Below are 14,679 nucleotides of genomic sequence, written 5' to 3' on the forward strand. Positions count from 1 at the left end.
CTCATTCTTAGTTAATACTTTTTCTCTTAATTATTCAATAATTATTTCATTCCTATATCATTCCAGCGGAATGTGGGTTATAGAATTATTAAAAGCAGTTTTATGCTCAATATCTTGCATCCCCCCTATTTCTGGGCGAGATAGAAAATTTTCTAAATTATAAACTTTTTCTTGTAACTCACTAATTTTTACTTCATTGTTATTTTGTTTTGTTATTAATTCTGTATGCATTTTATTCTCCATTAAAATTGAATGTTTTACATTTTTTTGTTTTAAAGAAAAGCTATCGCAAATTTGCTGATTACTAGCCCGTTGCTTATTGCCCAAATTATAAATTGACGAGAAATCGCTCCTGCTACCCAATTCCCCTGAATTGACTATATTCAAATCATTTAAGTATCTTTGTTTAGTGATATGCGAAATTTTGGCATGGTAATTGGCTGGAAAAGTTACGATACTCACCTCAATTAATTCCGCTTCAGTGATTATTCTTTGGTTTAAGTTATTGTAATTTGCTAATTTTATATTAAAACCAATGGAAAGACCATCAACGGCTCCTTGGCGAACAAGCTCTATAGCTTCTTTACCTTTGTCGATTTTATTATTAATTATAGCTTCAACTTTTAAGCCGTAATCATCTTCCGTCAAAGACTTAATCACCCCTATTGGCTGTTGCCAATCATGTTGCCAAAGAAACTTGATACATAAATGATTGGCTGAGGCAAAAGCCCCTTTAGCAATTAGGTCATTATGCTGATCAGAAATATTATAAACACTAGCATAACCTGAAATAACTACGTTATTATCTGTAACAGATTTTATGATTAAATTTTGAATGGCTTGATTTTGCTGTAAGTTTTCAATATACATATTACCCCATAATTGCAATAACTATAGGTAATATATACTAAAAATCTCTAGCACTAAGTATTTTAGAAAAAAAATATTGATTTTTATCAAATATTTTTAAAATATATTCAATAAACGTTTATTAGTAAGGAAAACTATAGAAGAAAAATCTTCTGTATAAGGAATGCCATCCTACTCGACTTATTGTCATACCTACTCTCCTGTCACCCCTGCTTTGGTGCGGGGTCTAGATTCCCGCCTACTCACATAAGCGTCAGCAATTAAGAAAACAATAATTGAAAAACCGTCATTGCGAGGAGACCGTAAGGTCACGAAGCAATCCAGAAAAGTGATTAGAAATAGATTGCCACGCCACCTACGGTGGCTCGCAATGACGACTTATTAATAAAAATTAACCTTGTGTTTTTTACTAAATATTATACAATCTCTCTTTAACAATTATAATACGAGACTTTATATATGCAAAATAATACCAATAACTTACTCCTTCCCAATCATGTTACCCCAGCAACGCTTCTTGCTGCCTATGAAAGGGTGGCTAATACCAATGGCATACGCCCTATACCAGTTAATAACAATTTGGATATGCCAAATCTTGATACCTCTGTTGTTAATAACAATTTAAACGTTACAACCTCTGATCTATCAACTCCAATCCCTAATAGTACCGCCCCTGATGCTCACCCACCACTGCTAGGAGCAGAAGTTCAGCAGCCCCCTACAGAGTAAGATAACTTCACCACTTCAAAAGCTGTTTTTACAGCTTTTGAAGTTTAGTTACAAATATTCAGTTTAATATTTAGCCTCAGAGTCATTGCGAGCTGATGTATCCCCACGAAATTGTTGCAAAATAGCAAGAATTGATAGAATATCATCATTATTTAATGATGATATAGTAGGTTATGGATGTAAAAACAGTATTAAATCGAAGTAATAAAAGAACATTGTCCTTTTATACATAATAATCGTTTAAATGCGTTACTTGATGTTGCAGGAGGCTTGACAGTAAAAGATAAAAAGATTTATTCGTATTTTATCCTTGGGAAATTTATTATTGAATTTAATTATTTGCATGCCATAAAACCATTGCTAGAACCCCTGGCATCTATTATAAAGACAGAGCTTTGTCATGCTTAATTTCGTGGGGATATATCAGCTCGCAATGATAGTTTTTCATTTATTATTTTCTTAAACTGATGCCTATGCACTCCATCGCTCCTAGCCCCAAATTCTCCTGAATTGACTATATCAATGGTTATTATAATTTCTAATGAAATCAAATTTATAATTCTTCTTGCGTAATGCATTAATTAGATTTCGTAAATTTTCTTTACCATTGAAGCAATCTTGGAACATCTCATCATGCATTAATAAAATTAATTTATTAGGTAATGCAGTATCTTTTTTTGCAAATTTAGCATCTATCTCTTCTACTAGACGATCAACAGATTGTATAGGGCAACCATCATTATAGTGAGTCCATTCTAAATCCCATCCATATAGGTAAAAACCATTCTTGTACATAGCATTATCATCTATCTTTTCAACTTGATCTTCCTGTTTTGAAATATACGGATCATCTCTAGTTAAGTTAGGGAGACGGAATACATTCCTCCCAGGAAGTCTAGTATCAATATGGGAACCTTTTAAACCTAGCGTATCATTATTCTTTTTAAGATCATTAATTACCGATGGAATATCGCGATAAAATTGCTGATAGCGATTATAAGCATGAGAATAACTGTGATTCCCTATCTGAATAAAAGGACTCTTCTTAGCTAAATTCACAACACCCTTTGACCAACTACTAGAATCGTAGTGGAATCCTACCATAAACATGGTAACGGGTATCTTTTCTCCAGTCATAACCGCAACGACATTTTCTGTTCCTCTAAGCGGTCCATCGTCTGAAGTGATATAAATGGTATAACTAGCGTATGAAAAGCCAGCATAAAATATACTTGTTATAAATAACAATAAACAAAAATGGTTTAATCTTACAAGAGTTCTTAGTATGTTCATATATTCCTCAGTTAATCTGTTTGGCATAAAAATATAGCTAACCTTTAGTATTTATCTATAACCAACAGAAGTCATCGCAAAAAAGCATAAACCAACGAAGCAATGGCGTTAACCAAATATAGAATTACTTTTAGTTATTAGACCTTATATCACATTTTCAAGATATAAGGTCTATTGTAAGCAGCCTCCTATTGTACCAAAAGAAATATTGAATGTCTATACCAAATAATATGCAACCGTAGAATCAATAGTTGACAATAATCAAAGAGTATAGTTAAATAAATTGTGAGGCAACTATATAACTTATAAATAGCAAAAGAAATGAGTAAATATTTTATATTACTACTGATATTTATAATGCCTCTTAATTCATTAGCTCAACAACAAATATCTAACCAGGTATCTAATTTTGTTGCACCAGTTACTTATTTTGTCGATCATACTAAACAACTAAAGCTACTCAAACATAATTTAGATAAACATCGACAAGCAAGTATTATAGGAACTAGTGGTATGGGGAAAACCCAACTTGCTAGAATGTACTCTCATGAGAATCAAAATAATTATAAACTCATATGGTTTATTGACTGTAATTTAGATATTAATCAAGAGTTTCTAAAGCTAGCTCAAGCTATTAATAGTACTGCTAAATCTAATCTAGTATCAGAAGATATGAGGTTAGTACAACAAGAAGTAATAAGCTATTTATCGAATCAAGATAAATGGTTATTGATATTTGATAATCTGAAAGTCAGTGAAAATAAAAAAGTTCAAGAATTTGTTGATTGGGAAAATAACGGGCATGTTATATTTTGTTCCCAAGATAGTGAAAGATTACCTAATATAATTAAAATGACTGCCTTTACAAAAACTGATGCCATTACACTTGCTAATAATATTCTAGAAAACAATGATCCAAAAATAGTAAAATTCTTGAGCAAAGAATTTGCTGGCTATCCTATCCTGATAGCACAAGGTGTACAATTATTAAACAATGTACAAGGTTTAGATATAACAGAATATAAGAAAAAACCCAACGAGCAGCAGATAAAATTCAATTGAACATTATGTTAACTATCAATGAATTAAAGCCAAGTGCTAAAAAATTACTAAATAAAATAGCCTTAATAAATAACCAAGGTTTCTCGAAAGAATTTTTAAAAATTATTACTGATGATCAAAGTACATTGAATGATGATCTTTATCAATTGTCTAAATTTGCCTTAATATCTAACATTGATTCTAATGAAAATAATCCGATCTTTGAAATGCACGATGTTATTGCTCAGAAAATAGCTGAGATTAATTGTAGCGAAGGTAATAAAGCTTATTTAGAGGATATCATTACCAAATTAATAAATTGTATACCAAAAAGTGTATTACAAGCTCGCATTTTTAGAAATGCTAAAACTATCCAAGAAAATCTTGAGATAATTTTAAAAAATTCAGAGAAATATAATTCAAATATATATAAACTTATGGAGCTTAATTTTCAAATAATGCTTCAATATCATAATTCTCTTGATTATTATAATGCAGAAAAAAAGGTTAATTGGTTTAATAAGGCTGATCAGGAAGGAAAATTTAATTTATGGTCGAATAATGATGAAAAATGTGCATATGCAAGTTATGTACAAGCAATAGGTGGGTATCATAGGGGCTATTCTAATTATAAGATGGCAATAAAATATTTTATAAGAGCGAAAGAAATATTTGATAATGTGAAAGGTTATGAATCTTTTAAATGGACTTTATTTTATAGTTTAGCAATATGTAATATTGCATTAGGACAGATTCAAGAAGCAGAAAAAAACATTAAAATTATAGAACAAATGTTTAATGAAGGTTTAGCAGATAAAAGTGACTTAGGATATATACATAGTGCTAGAGCAAAATTATTATTTGTACAAGAGAACTATACTGAATCATTGGAGCAAACTAATAAAATTATAGAAATATCCATTAAAAATGGACTAAGTCCTGATGACCTATTTCTTGTTAATCCTTATTTACTTAAAGTAGAACTATTAAATTATCTTAAAGAATACCCAAAAGCATATATTCAAGTTGAGAAATTATACAATTTGTGTAAATCTTCCCAAAAAGCACCTCCTGAAATATTAGGTCGTATTTACACCCAAATGGCAAGTAGTGAATTAGGATTAGGTAAGCTAGAGCAAGCCTCAGATCATGTTAATAAGGCTATCTCCATATTTTTAGCCGATGAACGTAGAAATCCTAAAAATGCAGATTATTCGGAAGATCCAGATTTAGCAGCAAGTTACGTAGTCCAAGGTAATATTTTATTTGCTCAAGATAACATAAAAGCAGCTATAGAATCCTAAAAGAAGGCTTATAGCATATATCATTATTTATATAGGGATAATCGTAAAAATGTGGCTCAAGTGAGTTACTTATATACTCAAGGAGCTAAAGCATCATGTAAAGCAAAAGACTTATCTAATTATAAATTTTTTGGTAAACTGCAAGTAAAGGAGTTTGGCATAAATTATCCTAATACTGTATCTATGTTTGAGTATTGTAAACAATATGATATGGATTTATGGGCAAAAGAAAAATAAAAGAGCTGTATATTTTTGCTTTAAATAGTAGGACTCTTTTTATAAAATGAATGAATTACAACAACAAGCATCAGATCCCCAATATTCTGTTTGGGTTTCTGCCTCAGCCGGTACAGGCAAAACCAAAATTTTAACAGATAGAGTACTCAGATTGCTGATTGAAGGGGTGGCATTTAACAAAATTTTATGCCTAACTTTCACTAATGCAGCTGCCCTTGAAATGCAGAGTAGAATTAGAAATAAGCTTGCTAAATTTGCTGTAGATGGAACTGCTAAATTGACGAAAGAGTTAAGTTTATTACTTACTAGGGAGCCTTTAGAAAGTGAGGTGCAATATACCAAGACTTTATATTACAGACTACTAAACTCTGAAGATGGAATTAACATTTATACTATTCATGCTTTTTGTCAAAAGATGCTTAAATTATTTCCTTTGGAATCGAGTATCAATCCAGAATTTCAGATTCTTGATGATATTACAGCACAAGGGGTTATTAACAAAATAAGAAACCAAATCTATTTAGATCCAACTTATAATGAGCTGATTAGTTTCTTTTTGACAAACTTCCATGAAGTAACCATCAATGATATTTTTTCTGAAATAATCCAGCAAAAGATTAAGTTTAAGAAACTATTTGCCAAGCAAGTGGATTACAAAGAACATCAAACTATTAATTCTTATGTTCCTGAGCAATTATCAGAACTTTATAGCCATGCTCGGCAATTACTGGCAAAATACTCAATAGCTATTAACCTAGATCAAGAAATTCAACTATTTTTTCTTACTAAAGAAGGTACTAAGCGTAAGAATATGTTGCCCAAATCTATAGCAACAAACTATCCAAAATTATTGAATGAACTTGAATATATTCAAGAAAAAGTTTTTCAGTTAGGGCAGCAAACTAAAATGCAAGATATGGAAAATTATTCAAATTTGTTGTGTAATTTGGCAAAAATTTTTCTTGATAAATATGAGTCCTATAAAACTGAGAACAGCTTACTGGATTATGATGATTTAATTTATTTGACACAATTATTATTAACAGATGATACTACCAAAAATTGGGTGTCATATAAACTTGATGGTGGAATTGAGCATTTGCTTGTTGATGAAGCACAAGATACTAGCCCTGAACAATGGAGCATTATCACTGCAATTATAGCAGAGTTTTATTCTACCACTAAGCATAAAAAGAGTACTATTTTTGTTGTGGGTGATGAAAAACAGTCGATTTTTAGCTTCCAAGGAGCAAATCTTAGCTCTTTTAATTCTGTTAATGCAAATTTATGTAAAAAATTCTCTGAGGCAAATAAAAATTTCAAAAATATTACTCTTGAATGGTCATATAGGTCTACTGAAAAAATTATCGATATTGTCTATCTAATTTTACAACAAATTAAAAACACTACCCCTCAATTATTTACCTCTGAGAATCCTAAAATTTTGCCATTTCGTCAAAATGATAAAGGTATAGTAGAACTCTGGCCACTAGTTAGAGGAGAGAAAGAGAGTAAATTATTTTGGCCATTACCAGAAGAGCATAATAAATCCAAATCTGCTCAGCAAGTACTTGCGGAACAAATCGCTAATTTTATAAAAAGCCAGATAGCAAGCCAAAGAATCTTACATGCCACTAATTCCGAAGTTAAAGAATCAGATTTTATGATTTTGGTACGTAAGAGAGATGAGTTGGTTTTTGAAGTTATTAATTGTCTTAAGCAACATGGTTTACAAGTAGAAGATGTTGACCGAATCACTTTAGATAAAAGTTTGTCAGTATTAGACTTAATAGCCATAGCAAAATTTGTGCTACTACCTCAAGACGATTTGAATTTGATTGGTCTATTAAAATCCCCAATAATCGGCATGAGTGAAAAAGAACTACAGTTGCTTGCAGTTTCTCGTGGCAAGAATTCTATATGGGAATATCTGCAAAATATACCAGAATATACAAATATATATAATAAGTTATGTTATTTTCTACAGCTATACAAAGTTGCCAATTGTCGGAATTTTTTCTCATTGATTGTCGATTGTTGGGATATTAGAAAAATTCTAGTTGAATCTAATGGATTTGATAGTAATGATGTAATAAATGAATTGATATATTTAAGTATAAATTATGCTAATAATATAGATAGCTCGCTGCAAAGCTTTGTTTATTGGTTTGAAAATAACAAAATTGATGTTAAAAGAAACTTAGAATCGTCAAGTAAGATAAAAGTCATGACTGTTCATGCTTCTAAAGGGCTACAAGCACCGATTGTTATCCTGTGTGATACTAGCTCAGTGCCAACTAACAGCAATAAATTTATTTGGGATCAAGATGGTAAGGTGTTCTCTGTCCCCCAATCATCTAATAGCCCAGAATTTTTTAAAGCTCTCAAGGAACAGGAACAACAAAAAGACTTACAAGAATATATCAGACTACTTTATGTGGCAATGACCAGGGCAGAAGATCATTTAGTGATATGTGGTTACCAGTCAAGTGGTAATAAGCTGCCACAAAATTGTTGGTATGAGTTAGTTTCTAGAGCAATGAATATGCATGGTAAGCTACATGATAATGGGATTATAGTTTATGAAATGGTTATTTCTGAGTAAAATTTTAACACAAGATAAAGGTAGCATAGGCTCTAAAATTCAGGTATAATAGCTGTTATAGTCAATTGATGAGAACAACAACCATGCTTAACTTTGCCCCCTATATAGATTTACCTTTAGTTTGGGGTGGACTAATTGTCATAGCAATATTTCTGTATGTATTACTAGATGGTTTTGATCTGGGGGTTGGTATATTATTTCCATTTGCTCCTACTCAAGATTGCCGCAATAAAATGATGAATTCCATAGCACCATTTTGGGATGGTAATGAAACTTGGTTAGTTTTAGGTGGTGGTGGATTATTTGTTGCGTTCCCACTGGCTTATGCAATTTTGATGTCAGCCTTCTATATACCAATTATCGCAATGCTTTTGGGCTTAGTTTTTCGCGGGGTAGCTTTTGAATTTAGATTTAAAGCCACTCCAAAGGATCGCTACATATGGGATTATTCTTTCCATTTTGGTTCTATCATTGCCGCCTTATTTCAGGGAATTATGCTGGGAGCTTTTATCCAAGGTATTAAAGTGGATGGCAGGGTATTTGCTGGCGATGCTTTTGATTGGCTCACCCCTTTTTCTCTGATGACCGGTATTGCTCTGGTATTTGGTTATGCCCTACTTGGTTGTACTTGGCTTATCATGAAAACTGACAAAGATACGCAAATATGGGCTCGTAAATCTGCAGCATATGTATTAATTTATGTTATGTTATTTATGGGATTAGTAAGTTTATGGGTACCATTTTTAAACGAGAGAATTCGTATATTTTGGTTTACTATGCCTAATTTTGCATATCTCTCATTCATTCCTATTTTAACTATTTTTACCTTATTTATGTTATTCACCACTCTTTATAAAAATAAAGAATACCAACCTTTTTGTTACTCAGTTTTACTTTTTACTCTGGGCTATTTAGGGCTAATTTTAAGCATCTGGCCTTTTACCGTACCATATCAAATATCTTTATGGCAATCGGCAGCAATAGCCGAATCACAATCTCTAATGTTGGTAGGAGCTGCGTTACTTTTACCGATAATATTAGGTTACACAATTTATTGTTATTATATATTCCGTGGAAAATCAACTCATCACCCAATGTATTAGTAAATTGAAAAAAATTTTTATTTCTCAGAAATGCAAACAATGGCTTTGGTTTGTAATTTTATACTTAGTGGGGCTAATATTTGTGCTATCATTATCCTGTATAATTAAAGCTATCTTTTTTATATTTGGCTAGGAAACTGGGTAAATAATTTAATCTGTGCTAGACACGCTGCTACGGCAGTTTCAGTTCGCAAAACATTCACTCCTAGACTTATTGATAAACTATTAGGTCTCAATGAAAGTATCTTAAGTTCATTCGGTGAAAAACCTCCTTCTGGACCGACAATAACTGAAATATTTGAGTATGATGTAGGCATTATTTTTAATAATGTATTATTTTCATCTTCATTTTCATTAGCATATATTATAGAATTATTTAGGTTCTGATCGAGGAAAAGACTAAGTGATGTTAATGGCATAAGAATGGGCGGGATCAAACGTTCGGATTGTTCTGTAGATTCAATAATACATTTCATCAATTTTTGATTATTAACATTACGAAATTGAGACCTTTCTGTAATTAATGGAATAATTTTTGTCACCCCAAGCTGTACAGCCATATCTATGGCATCTAACATTCTATCACTTTTAATAATCGATATCCCTAAAGTAAGCTCAGGTTCGATTATTGTTTTTCTTAAAATATTAGTAAGTTCAACATGTAAATTATTTTTTGTTATATCGGTAATTTGGGCTATAAACTCACCATCTATACCGTTAAAGATTCTAAAATGATCACCAATTTTTAACCTTAATACTGTTTTAAGGTAGTGGCTATGGTCTTCTGCAAGATTTAACGAATAATTTTCAATTAGTTTGATATTGCTATATATTCTATGAAGACGAGAAATTTTCATAATTTTAACTCCAATGATCAATTATCATAGTACTCTACAATTTTTTATTTATTTCCTTATGATGAGTAAAAAAGCTGACTACTACGCGTCATTGCAAGCTGATGTATCCCCCACAACTGTTGAAAGTTAGAAGGTAAAGCGGGTTTTAGATAGGTTTTCTGTCATTGCGAGACCACGTAGTGGTCGTGGCAATCCATCTTTGGTTACTTTTATGGATTGCTTCGTCGACCTACGGTCTTTCTCGCAATGACGTTGACCACATACGACTTTTAAACTATCCGGTCTAAAACCGCTTCCTCTTCTAACTTTCAACAGTTGTGATGTATCCCCACGAAATTAAGCACGACAAAGCTCGGTCTTTATAATAGATGCCAGGGATTCTACCAATGGTTTTATGGCATGCAAATAATTAAATTCAATAATAAATTTCCCAAGGGTAAAATACGAATAAATCTTTTTATCTTTTACTGTCAAGTCTTCTGCAACATCAAGTAACGTATTTAAACGATTATTATGTATAAAAGGACAATGTTCTTTTATTACTTCATTTAATACTGTTTTTACATCCATAACCTACTATATCATCATTAAATAATGATGATATTCTATCAATTCTTGCTATTTTGCAACAATTTCGTGGGGATACATCAGCTCGCAATGACGAAGCACTTTTCTCAAACGTCATTGCGAGGAATAGCTTTGCTATGACGAAGCAATCCAAAATAAGTAGAAATGTATTGTCACAACCATACAGTGGTCTCGCTAATAGACAAAAATTTACTATGGATAAGTGCTAATCGAGTGCATTTTAAAGATTTTTCTAGCATTTATAGCAAAATTATCTATAAATTACTTAGTGGCTAATAAAAATAATATATACTATAGGTAAACCGAGAAGGGTTAACTAAATATATGGTATAATTATGATGTCTTGATAAACAAAAAAATTTAATTTTATGACAGAAGTGATAGCTAAAGAACAATTAGAACAATATATAAATCAAATAGAAGGGCTTGAACAAGAAAAAGCTGAATTATCTGAAGCAATAAAAGATGTATTTGATGCAGCCAGCTCCAGTGGTTTTGATACCAAGGCTATGAAGTCTGTGTTAAAACTAAAAAAACTTGATAGAAATAAGCTGGCTGAACAAGATGCAATCTTAGAATTGTACAGGCAAGCTTTAGGTATATAAATTAAAGATATTTAATAATGAAATTATATCCGTTAAGACTATTACCTGAGCAAGTTAATTTTGATTTTATCAGATTTAAAAAAGTAAGCTATACGATGTCCATTATTTTGTCTCTTGTGAGCATTATATGGATAGGAATTTATAAATTTAATTTTGGTATTGATTTTTCTGGTGGAATTGTTATAGAAGTACGGCTTGATCAATCGCCTGATTTAACCAAAATGCGTGAAGTACTTAATAACCTTAAGATTGGTGAAGTAGTATTGCAAAATTTTGGTAACCAGAATGATTTGTCGATACGAGTTGGTAGCAATAGTGAAGACACTTTAATGCACAATATTGAGCTGATCAAATTGACTTTAAGCAACCAATTTCCTTATAAATTTGAATATCGTAAAGTAGATTTTGTTGGCCCACAAGTTGGAGCTCATTTGATAAAATCAGGAATAACGGCTCTAATTCTTTCTTTTCTTGCCATCATGGCTTATACTTGGGCTAGATTCGAGTGGTATTTTGGGCTTGGTATACTGATAGCTTTGCTACATGATGCCATACTAAGTTTAGGTTTTATGAGTGTGATGAGGTTAGACTTCAATCTAACTTCCATAGCAGCTATTCTTACCATAATAGGTTATTCTGTCAATGATTCAGTAGTTATCTATGATAGAATTAGAGAAAACTTACGGAAATCATATCAGAAAACAATGCCACAAATTATTAATCAGAGTATTAATGAGACTTTGTCTAGAACCATTTTAACAGTTGTGACAACCTTGTTGGCAAACCTAGCTTTAGTAATATTTGGTGGAGAAGCTATTCATAGCTTTAGCTTATTAGTATTTTTTGGGATAATAGTTGGTACATATTCTTCTATCTTCATATCTGCTCCGATACTAATGTTATTTGTTGCCAACAAATTTAGATAGCGAGAACAAGGAGGCAGTGAATAGTGGATTGCTTCGTCGGCTTACGCCTTCTCGCAATGACGCTTGGGTTGCATACACGTCATTGCACATAGGCGTTAGTTTAAGAAAATAAAGTAGAAAAGTCGTCGTTGCGAGCCACCGTAGGTGGCGTGGCAATCCATTTCTCATCAATTGACTATAGTGATTTCAAGAATTGTTAGAACCCACCTTACTCAACATAGTATCGGCTCTTTTTTCAAATGCATCGACCATTTTTTCAGTAGCATCAGTAAAAAATATACCAACTAATTTGTCAACTATGGCAAACTTCATTTTGAAATCAATAAAGAACTCTACTTTACTACCAGTATCTTCTTGAGAAAATTGCCATAAATTTTTTAAATATTTAAATGGTCCGGAGATTGCCTCGACTTCAATGGAGTATCTCTGCTTATTTAAATCATTTGAGTAGATAATTCTTGATTGATAATTGTCTGAAAAACCTTTTAACTGAATTACTAACTCAGCTATAATTTGATTCTCATTTTCTGAGATGATTCTAGCAGCCCTACACCATGGTAAGAATTCAGGATATGACTTTACGTCAAGAACTAAGTGAAATAATTCTTGGGCATTATATGGTAGGAGTTTGATTTGATGAAAACTTGGCATAAATTAATTTACAATTGCAGCATTAAAAATCAGTTACCCTGCCTTTATGCTGCCAATCTCCATGGATAGTTGGTTCTTGACCTTTAAAACCACCTATTTCTTCTGGCTTTTCTTTTTTATCTTTTATGGTAGTATCTTTTTTGTTATCCATAAATGTACTAATCCTCTGTATTACGTCTTTTTATTTGTATAGTCAATTAATTTGAATTAGCAACGTTATAAATCCGATTAGTATTTAGCCTCAGCGTCATTGCGAGGAGCCACTTTAGTGGCGACAAAGCAATCCAAAAAACGATTAAAATGGATTGCTTCGGAGGCTTACGTCTCCTCGCTAATAGACAGCACGATGGGTGCTTATTCGGCGCTAATTCAGGTTAATTGACTATATCTATACATGTTGAAACTTCAGTTGCCGATTTCTCCAATTCTTGCATTAGGTTATGCAAGAGGTCTATTTGCTAAGCCTGGTGCAAAAAAAAACCATCGGCTCCAACTGCTGCATAAGCTTTGCTTCTTCCTTAATAATATATTTTTACTTAAAGCACAATTTTAATTATCAAAATCTGTCGATAACAATAAGTGCTTGACTCTTTTATTGGGTTAGGATACTCTCAAGATAAATTAACTAATTTTTGATACTATTATGTATAGATTGTTATTATTATGTATTGTTTTTATAAATATATCGCAAGTAAATGCTGCTGATTTTACCATAGAACCTTTATCTGAATCATCGAAACAAGAGATGATTAAGAAAAAAGTGTGGCATGATGGATGTCCAGTTGCTCTAAATCGATTGAGAGTTATTAAATTCCCTTATTATGATTTTAATTCTGTAATACATCATGATGGAAAACTAGTTGTTTTTGATGCTGTTTCTGAGCGTGTTGTCGCCATTTTGAAAAAATATATGATTTAAAATACCCTATTGCTAAAGCACGTACTATTGAAGATTATGATGGTGATGATGACAGAAGTATGGCAGATAACAATAGCTCTAGTTTCAGTTGTCGTGAAATTACAGGAGGCGGTTTACCTTCAGTACATTCATACGGTCTTGCGATTGACATTAATCCAATTCAAAATCCTTATATTTCTATTCCAAGTGACATAAGTCAAGCAGGGCTTGTTACTGTAAAACCTTCAGAAGGATCAAGTTATCTCAATCGAACCAATATTAGACCTGGGATGAGTGAAGTAATAATTGATCTTTTTGCTGAAAATGGTTTTAGTGTTTGGGGAGGAAAGTGGAATACTCCTATAGATTGGCAGCATTTCCAAACATCTCGAGCTATGGCACAATTATTAGCCATTATGAACTATAATGATGGGTGTACTCTTTTTGAGTTCTACACTAAAACCCCGCAAATGCTTAACAAAATTGATCCTAATAATAATCAATTTGTTGAGCTTTATAAAAAAGACTCTAAGATGTTTATGCAATGTTTAAAAAAATTACCAGAAATATTAAGCCTAACGCCAGATCAGGCATATGAGATTTTATCAAAATGTATTGTAAATAAGTGATTAATACAACCATTTCTTCTTACTATAGAAATTTTGTTACTCCACTAAGTTAACTAAGAATTTTGTTAACTTAGTATAGGCAATTGATGAAAAGTTGGGGGCGTTGTCGTTCAATGCTTGCCTATTACTTATCATAACACCCTACAATTTTTATTCTATAAGTATAAAACAGCATAAAAACGTCATTGCGAGCTGATGTATCCCCACGAAATTCTTGCTATTTTACGCGAGTTGCCAATTAAGTTAGCTCATAAAACCTAGATGTCAAGCAGTTTACGAACTATTTGACACGTGAAAAGTATAATCAAAACGCTATGTATTTTAAAAAATTTCTAATTTTAAG

19 protein-coding genes are annotated in these 14,679 nt (G+C 31.9%); 11 read left to right on the forward strand and 8 right to left on the reverse strand.

Going from position 1 to position 14,679, the window contains the following annotated elements:
* Positions 1 to 57 precede the first annotated feature (57 nt).
* Positions 58 to 870, reverse strand: a complete 813-nt coding sequence (locus RiCNE_RS02905) for an HK97 family phage prohead protease (RefSeq protein ID WP_094649123.1) — start codon at positions 868 to 870, stop codon at positions 58 to 60.
* A gap of 459 nt (positions 871 to 1,329) precedes the next feature.
* On the opposite strand from RiCNE_RS02905, the gene RiCNE_RS02910 reads away from it, so the two are divergent.
* Both RiCNE_RS02910 and RiCNE_RS07455 read left to right on the forward strand, forming a co-directional pair.
* The gene (locus RiCNE_RS02910) at positions 1,330 to 1,599 is read left to right on the forward strand and encodes a hypothetical protein (RefSeq protein WP_094649124.1); all 270 of its coding nucleotides are present in this window, start codon (positions 1,330 to 1,332) and stop codon (positions 1,597 to 1,599) included.
* 270 nt (positions 1,600 to 1,869) lie between these two features.
* Complete coding sequence (locus RiCNE_RS07455) at positions 1,870 to 2,007, forward strand: SprT family zinc-dependent metalloprotease (RefSeq protein WP_157905658.1); 138 nt, start codon at positions 1,870 to 1,872, stop codon at positions 2,005 to 2,007.
* On the opposite strand, the gene RiCNE_RS07460 is transcribed toward RiCNE_RS07455, so the two are convergent.
* Positions 2,004 to 2,150 (reverse strand): hypothetical protein, encoded by a 147-nt coding sequence (locus RiCNE_RS07460; RefSeq protein ID WP_157905659.1) that lies wholly within the window; start codon positions 2,148 to 2,150, stop codon positions 2,004 to 2,006. The two genes, RiCNE_RS07455 and RiCNE_RS07460, sit on opposite strands and share 4 nt — an antisense overlap.
* Positions 2,119 to 2,919, reverse strand: a complete 801-nt coding sequence (locus tag RiCNE_RS02915; RefSeq protein ID WP_094649125.1) for a polysaccharide deacetylase family protein — start codon at positions 2,917 to 2,919, stop codon at positions 2,119 to 2,121. Before RiCNE_RS02915 ends, RiCNE_RS07460 begins: the two co-directional genes overlap by 32 nt.
* 294 nt (positions 2,920 to 3,213) lie before the next feature.
* Between RiCNE_RS02915 and RiCNE_RS07985 the strand changes: the two genes are divergently transcribed.
* The 5 genes from RiCNE_RS07985 (at position 3,214) to cydB (ending at position 9,182) form a co-directional block, all read left to right on the forward strand.
* Positions 3,214 to 3,954: an ATP-binding protein gene (locus RiCNE_RS07985; RefSeq protein WP_239832633.1), complete on the forward strand. Its 741-nt coding sequence runs from the start codon at positions 3,214 to 3,216 to the stop codon at positions 3,952 to 3,954.
* A gap of 5 nt (positions 3,955 to 3,959) precedes the next feature.
* On the forward strand, positions 3,960 to 5,237 hold the full coding sequence (locus RiCNE_RS07990) for a tetratricopeptide repeat protein (protein ID WP_239832639.1): 1,278 nt from the start codon (positions 3,960 to 3,962) through the stop codon (positions 5,235 to 5,237).
* Positions 5,238 to 5,297: 60 nt separating this feature from the next.
* A complete protein-coding gene (locus RiCNE_RS07995) occupies positions 5,298 to 5,474 on the forward strand; it encodes a hypothetical protein (protein WP_239832640.1) in 177 nt (58 codons plus the stop codon).
* A gap of 46 nt (positions 5,475 to 5,520) precedes the next feature.
* On the forward strand, positions 5,521 to 8,079 hold the full coding sequence (locus tag RiCNE_RS02925; protein ID WP_094649126.1) for a UvrD-helicase domain-containing protein: 2,559 nt from the start codon (positions 5,521 to 5,523) through the stop codon (positions 8,077 to 8,079).
* A gap of 83 nt (positions 8,080 to 8,162) precedes the next feature.
* Positions 8,163 to 9,182, forward strand: a complete 1,020-nt coding sequence (gene cydB, locus RiCNE_RS02930; protein WP_094649127.1) for a cytochrome d ubiquinol oxidase subunit II — start codon at positions 8,163 to 8,165, stop codon at positions 9,180 to 9,182.
* 119 nt (positions 9,183 to 9,301) lie between these two features.
* Here the strand turns inward: cydB and RiCNE_RS02935 are convergent, their stop codons facing one another.
* The 3 genes from RiCNE_RS02935 to RiCNE_RS07710 all read right to left on the reverse strand — a co-directional run bounded on the left by RiCNE_RS02935 (position 9,302) and on the right by RiCNE_RS07710 (position 10,724).
* Positions 9,302 to 10,039, reverse strand: coding sequence for a 16S rRNA (uracil(1498)-N(3))-methyltransferase (locus RiCNE_RS02935; protein ID WP_094649128.1), 738 nt, complete (start codon positions 10,037 to 10,039; stop codon positions 9,302 to 9,304).
* 336 nt (positions 10,040 to 10,375) lie between these two features.
* Positions 10,376 to 10,609: a hypothetical protein gene (locus tag RiCNE_RS02940; RefSeq protein WP_094649129.1), complete on the reverse strand. Its 234-nt coding sequence runs from the start codon at positions 10,607 to 10,609 to the stop codon at positions 10,376 to 10,378.
* Positions 10,584 to 10,724, reverse strand: a complete 141-nt coding sequence (locus RiCNE_RS07710) for a hypothetical protein (protein ID WP_192866922.1) — start codon at positions 10,722 to 10,724, stop codon at positions 10,584 to 10,586. The genes RiCNE_RS02940 and RiCNE_RS07710 overlap by 26 nt, the downstream gene beginning before the upstream one ends.
* Positions 10,725 to 10,995: 271 nt before the next feature.
* On the opposite strand from RiCNE_RS07710, the gene RiCNE_RS02945 reads away from it, so the two are divergent.
* Entirely contained in the window at positions 10,996 to 11,232 is a 237-nt protein-coding gene (locus RiCNE_RS02945; RefSeq protein WP_094649130.1) for a DUF2312 domain-containing protein, read from the forward strand.
* A 17-nt stretch (positions 11,233 to 11,249) separates the two neighbouring features.
* A complete protein-coding gene (secF, locus tag RiCNE_RS02950; RefSeq protein ID WP_094649131.1) occupies positions 11,250 to 12,158 on the forward strand; it encodes a protein translocase subunit SecF in 909 nt (302 codons plus the stop codon).
* A 186-nt stretch (positions 12,159 to 12,344) separates the two neighbouring features.
* Here the strand turns inward: secF and RiCNE_RS02955 are convergent, their stop codons facing one another.
* Together RiCNE_RS02955 and RiCNE_RS02960 are read right to left on the reverse strand one after the other, a co-directional pair.
* Positions 12,345 to 12,809, reverse strand: a complete 465-nt coding sequence (locus RiCNE_RS02955; protein WP_094649132.1) for a type II toxin-antitoxin system RatA family toxin — start codon at positions 12,807 to 12,809, stop codon at positions 12,345 to 12,347.
* Between the two features lie 22 nt (positions 12,810 to 12,831).
* Entirely contained in the window at positions 12,832 to 12,960 is a 129-nt protein-coding gene (locus RiCNE_RS02960) for a DUF1674 domain-containing protein (RefSeq protein WP_094649133.1), read from the reverse strand.
* Positions 12,961 to 13,452: 492 nt separating this feature from the next.
* Here RiCNE_RS02960 and RiCNE_RS02965 point away from each other — a divergent pair, with 492 nt between their 5' ends.
* Positions 13,453 to 13,728 carry a hypothetical protein gene (locus tag RiCNE_RS02965; RefSeq protein ID WP_094649134.1) on the forward strand — a complete coding sequence of 92 codons (276 nt, stop codon included), beginning with the start codon at positions 13,453 to 13,455 and terminating at the stop codon, positions 13,726 to 13,728.
* Positions 13,729 to 13,787: 59 nt separating this feature from the next.
* On the forward strand, positions 13,788 to 14,336 hold the full coding sequence (locus RiCNE_RS02970; RefSeq protein ID WP_094649135.1) for a M15 family metallopeptidase: 549 nt from the start codon (positions 13,788 to 13,790) through the stop codon (positions 14,334 to 14,336).
* The last annotated feature ends 343 nt before the right edge of the window (positions 14,337 to 14,679 follow it).

This window comes from Rickettsia endosymbiont of Culicoides newsteadi, from assembly GCF_002259525.1.
Taxonomy (GTDB): domain Bacteria; phylum Pseudomonadota; class Alphaproteobacteria; order Rickettsiales; family Rickettsiaceae; genus Tisiphia.

Coding starts and splice junctions, on each gene's coding strand:
- RiCNE_RS02905 (WP_094649123.1), bottom strand. CDS start 870: ATGTATATTGAAAACTTACAGCAAAATCAAGCCATTCAAAATTTAATC.
- RiCNE_RS02910 (WP_094649124.1), top strand. CDS start 1,330: ATGCAAAATAATACCAATAACTTACTCCTTCCCAATCATGTTACCCCA.
- RiCNE_RS02915 (WP_094649125.1), bottom strand. CDS start 2,919: ATGCCAAACAGATTAACTGAGGAATATATGAACATACTAAGAACTCTT.
- RiCNE_RS07985 (WP_239832633.1), top strand. CDS start 3,214: ATGAGTAAATATTTTATATTACTACTGATATTTATAATGCCTCTTAAT.
- RiCNE_RS07990 (WP_239832639.1), top strand. CDS start 3,960: ATGTTAACTATCAATGAATTAAAGCCAAGTGCTAAAAAATTACTAAAT.
- RiCNE_RS02925 (WP_094649126.1), top strand. CDS start 5,521: ATGAATGAATTACAACAACAAGCATCAGATCCCCAATATTCTGTTTGG.
- cydB (WP_094649127.1), top strand. CDS start 8,163: ATGCTTAACTTTGCCCCCTATATAGATTTACCTTTAGTTTGGGGTGGA.
- RiCNE_RS02935 (WP_094649128.1), bottom strand. CDS start 10,039: ATGAAAATTTCTCGTCTTCATAGAATATATAGCAATATCAAACTAATT.
- RiCNE_RS02940 (WP_094649129.1), bottom strand. CDS start 10,609: ATGGATGTAAAAACAGTATTAAATGAAGTAATAAAAGAACATTGTCCT.
- RiCNE_RS07710 (WP_192866922.1), bottom strand. CDS start 10,724: ATGACGTTTGAGAAAAGTGCTTCGTCATTGCGAGCTGATGTATCCCCA.
- RiCNE_RS02945 (WP_094649130.1), top strand. CDS start 10,996: ATGACAGAAGTGATAGCTAAAGAACAATTAGAACAATATATAAATCAA.
- secF (WP_094649131.1), top strand. CDS start 11,250: ATGAAATTATATCCGTTAAGACTATTACCTGAGCAAGTTAATTTTGAT.
- RiCNE_RS02955 (WP_094649132.1), bottom strand. CDS start 12,809: ATGCCAAGTTTTCATCAAATCAAACTCCTACCATATAATGCCCAAGAA.
- RiCNE_RS02960 (WP_094649133.1), bottom strand. CDS start 12,960: ATGGATAACAAAAAAGATACTACCATAAAAGATAAAAAAGAAAAGCCA.
- RiCNE_RS02965 (WP_094649134.1), top strand. CDS start 13,453: ATGTATAGATTGTTATTATTATGTATTGTTTTTATAAATATATCGCAA.
- RiCNE_RS02970 (WP_094649135.1), top strand. CDS start 13,788: ATGGCAGATAACAATAGCTCTAGTTTCAGTTGTCGTGAAATTACAGGA.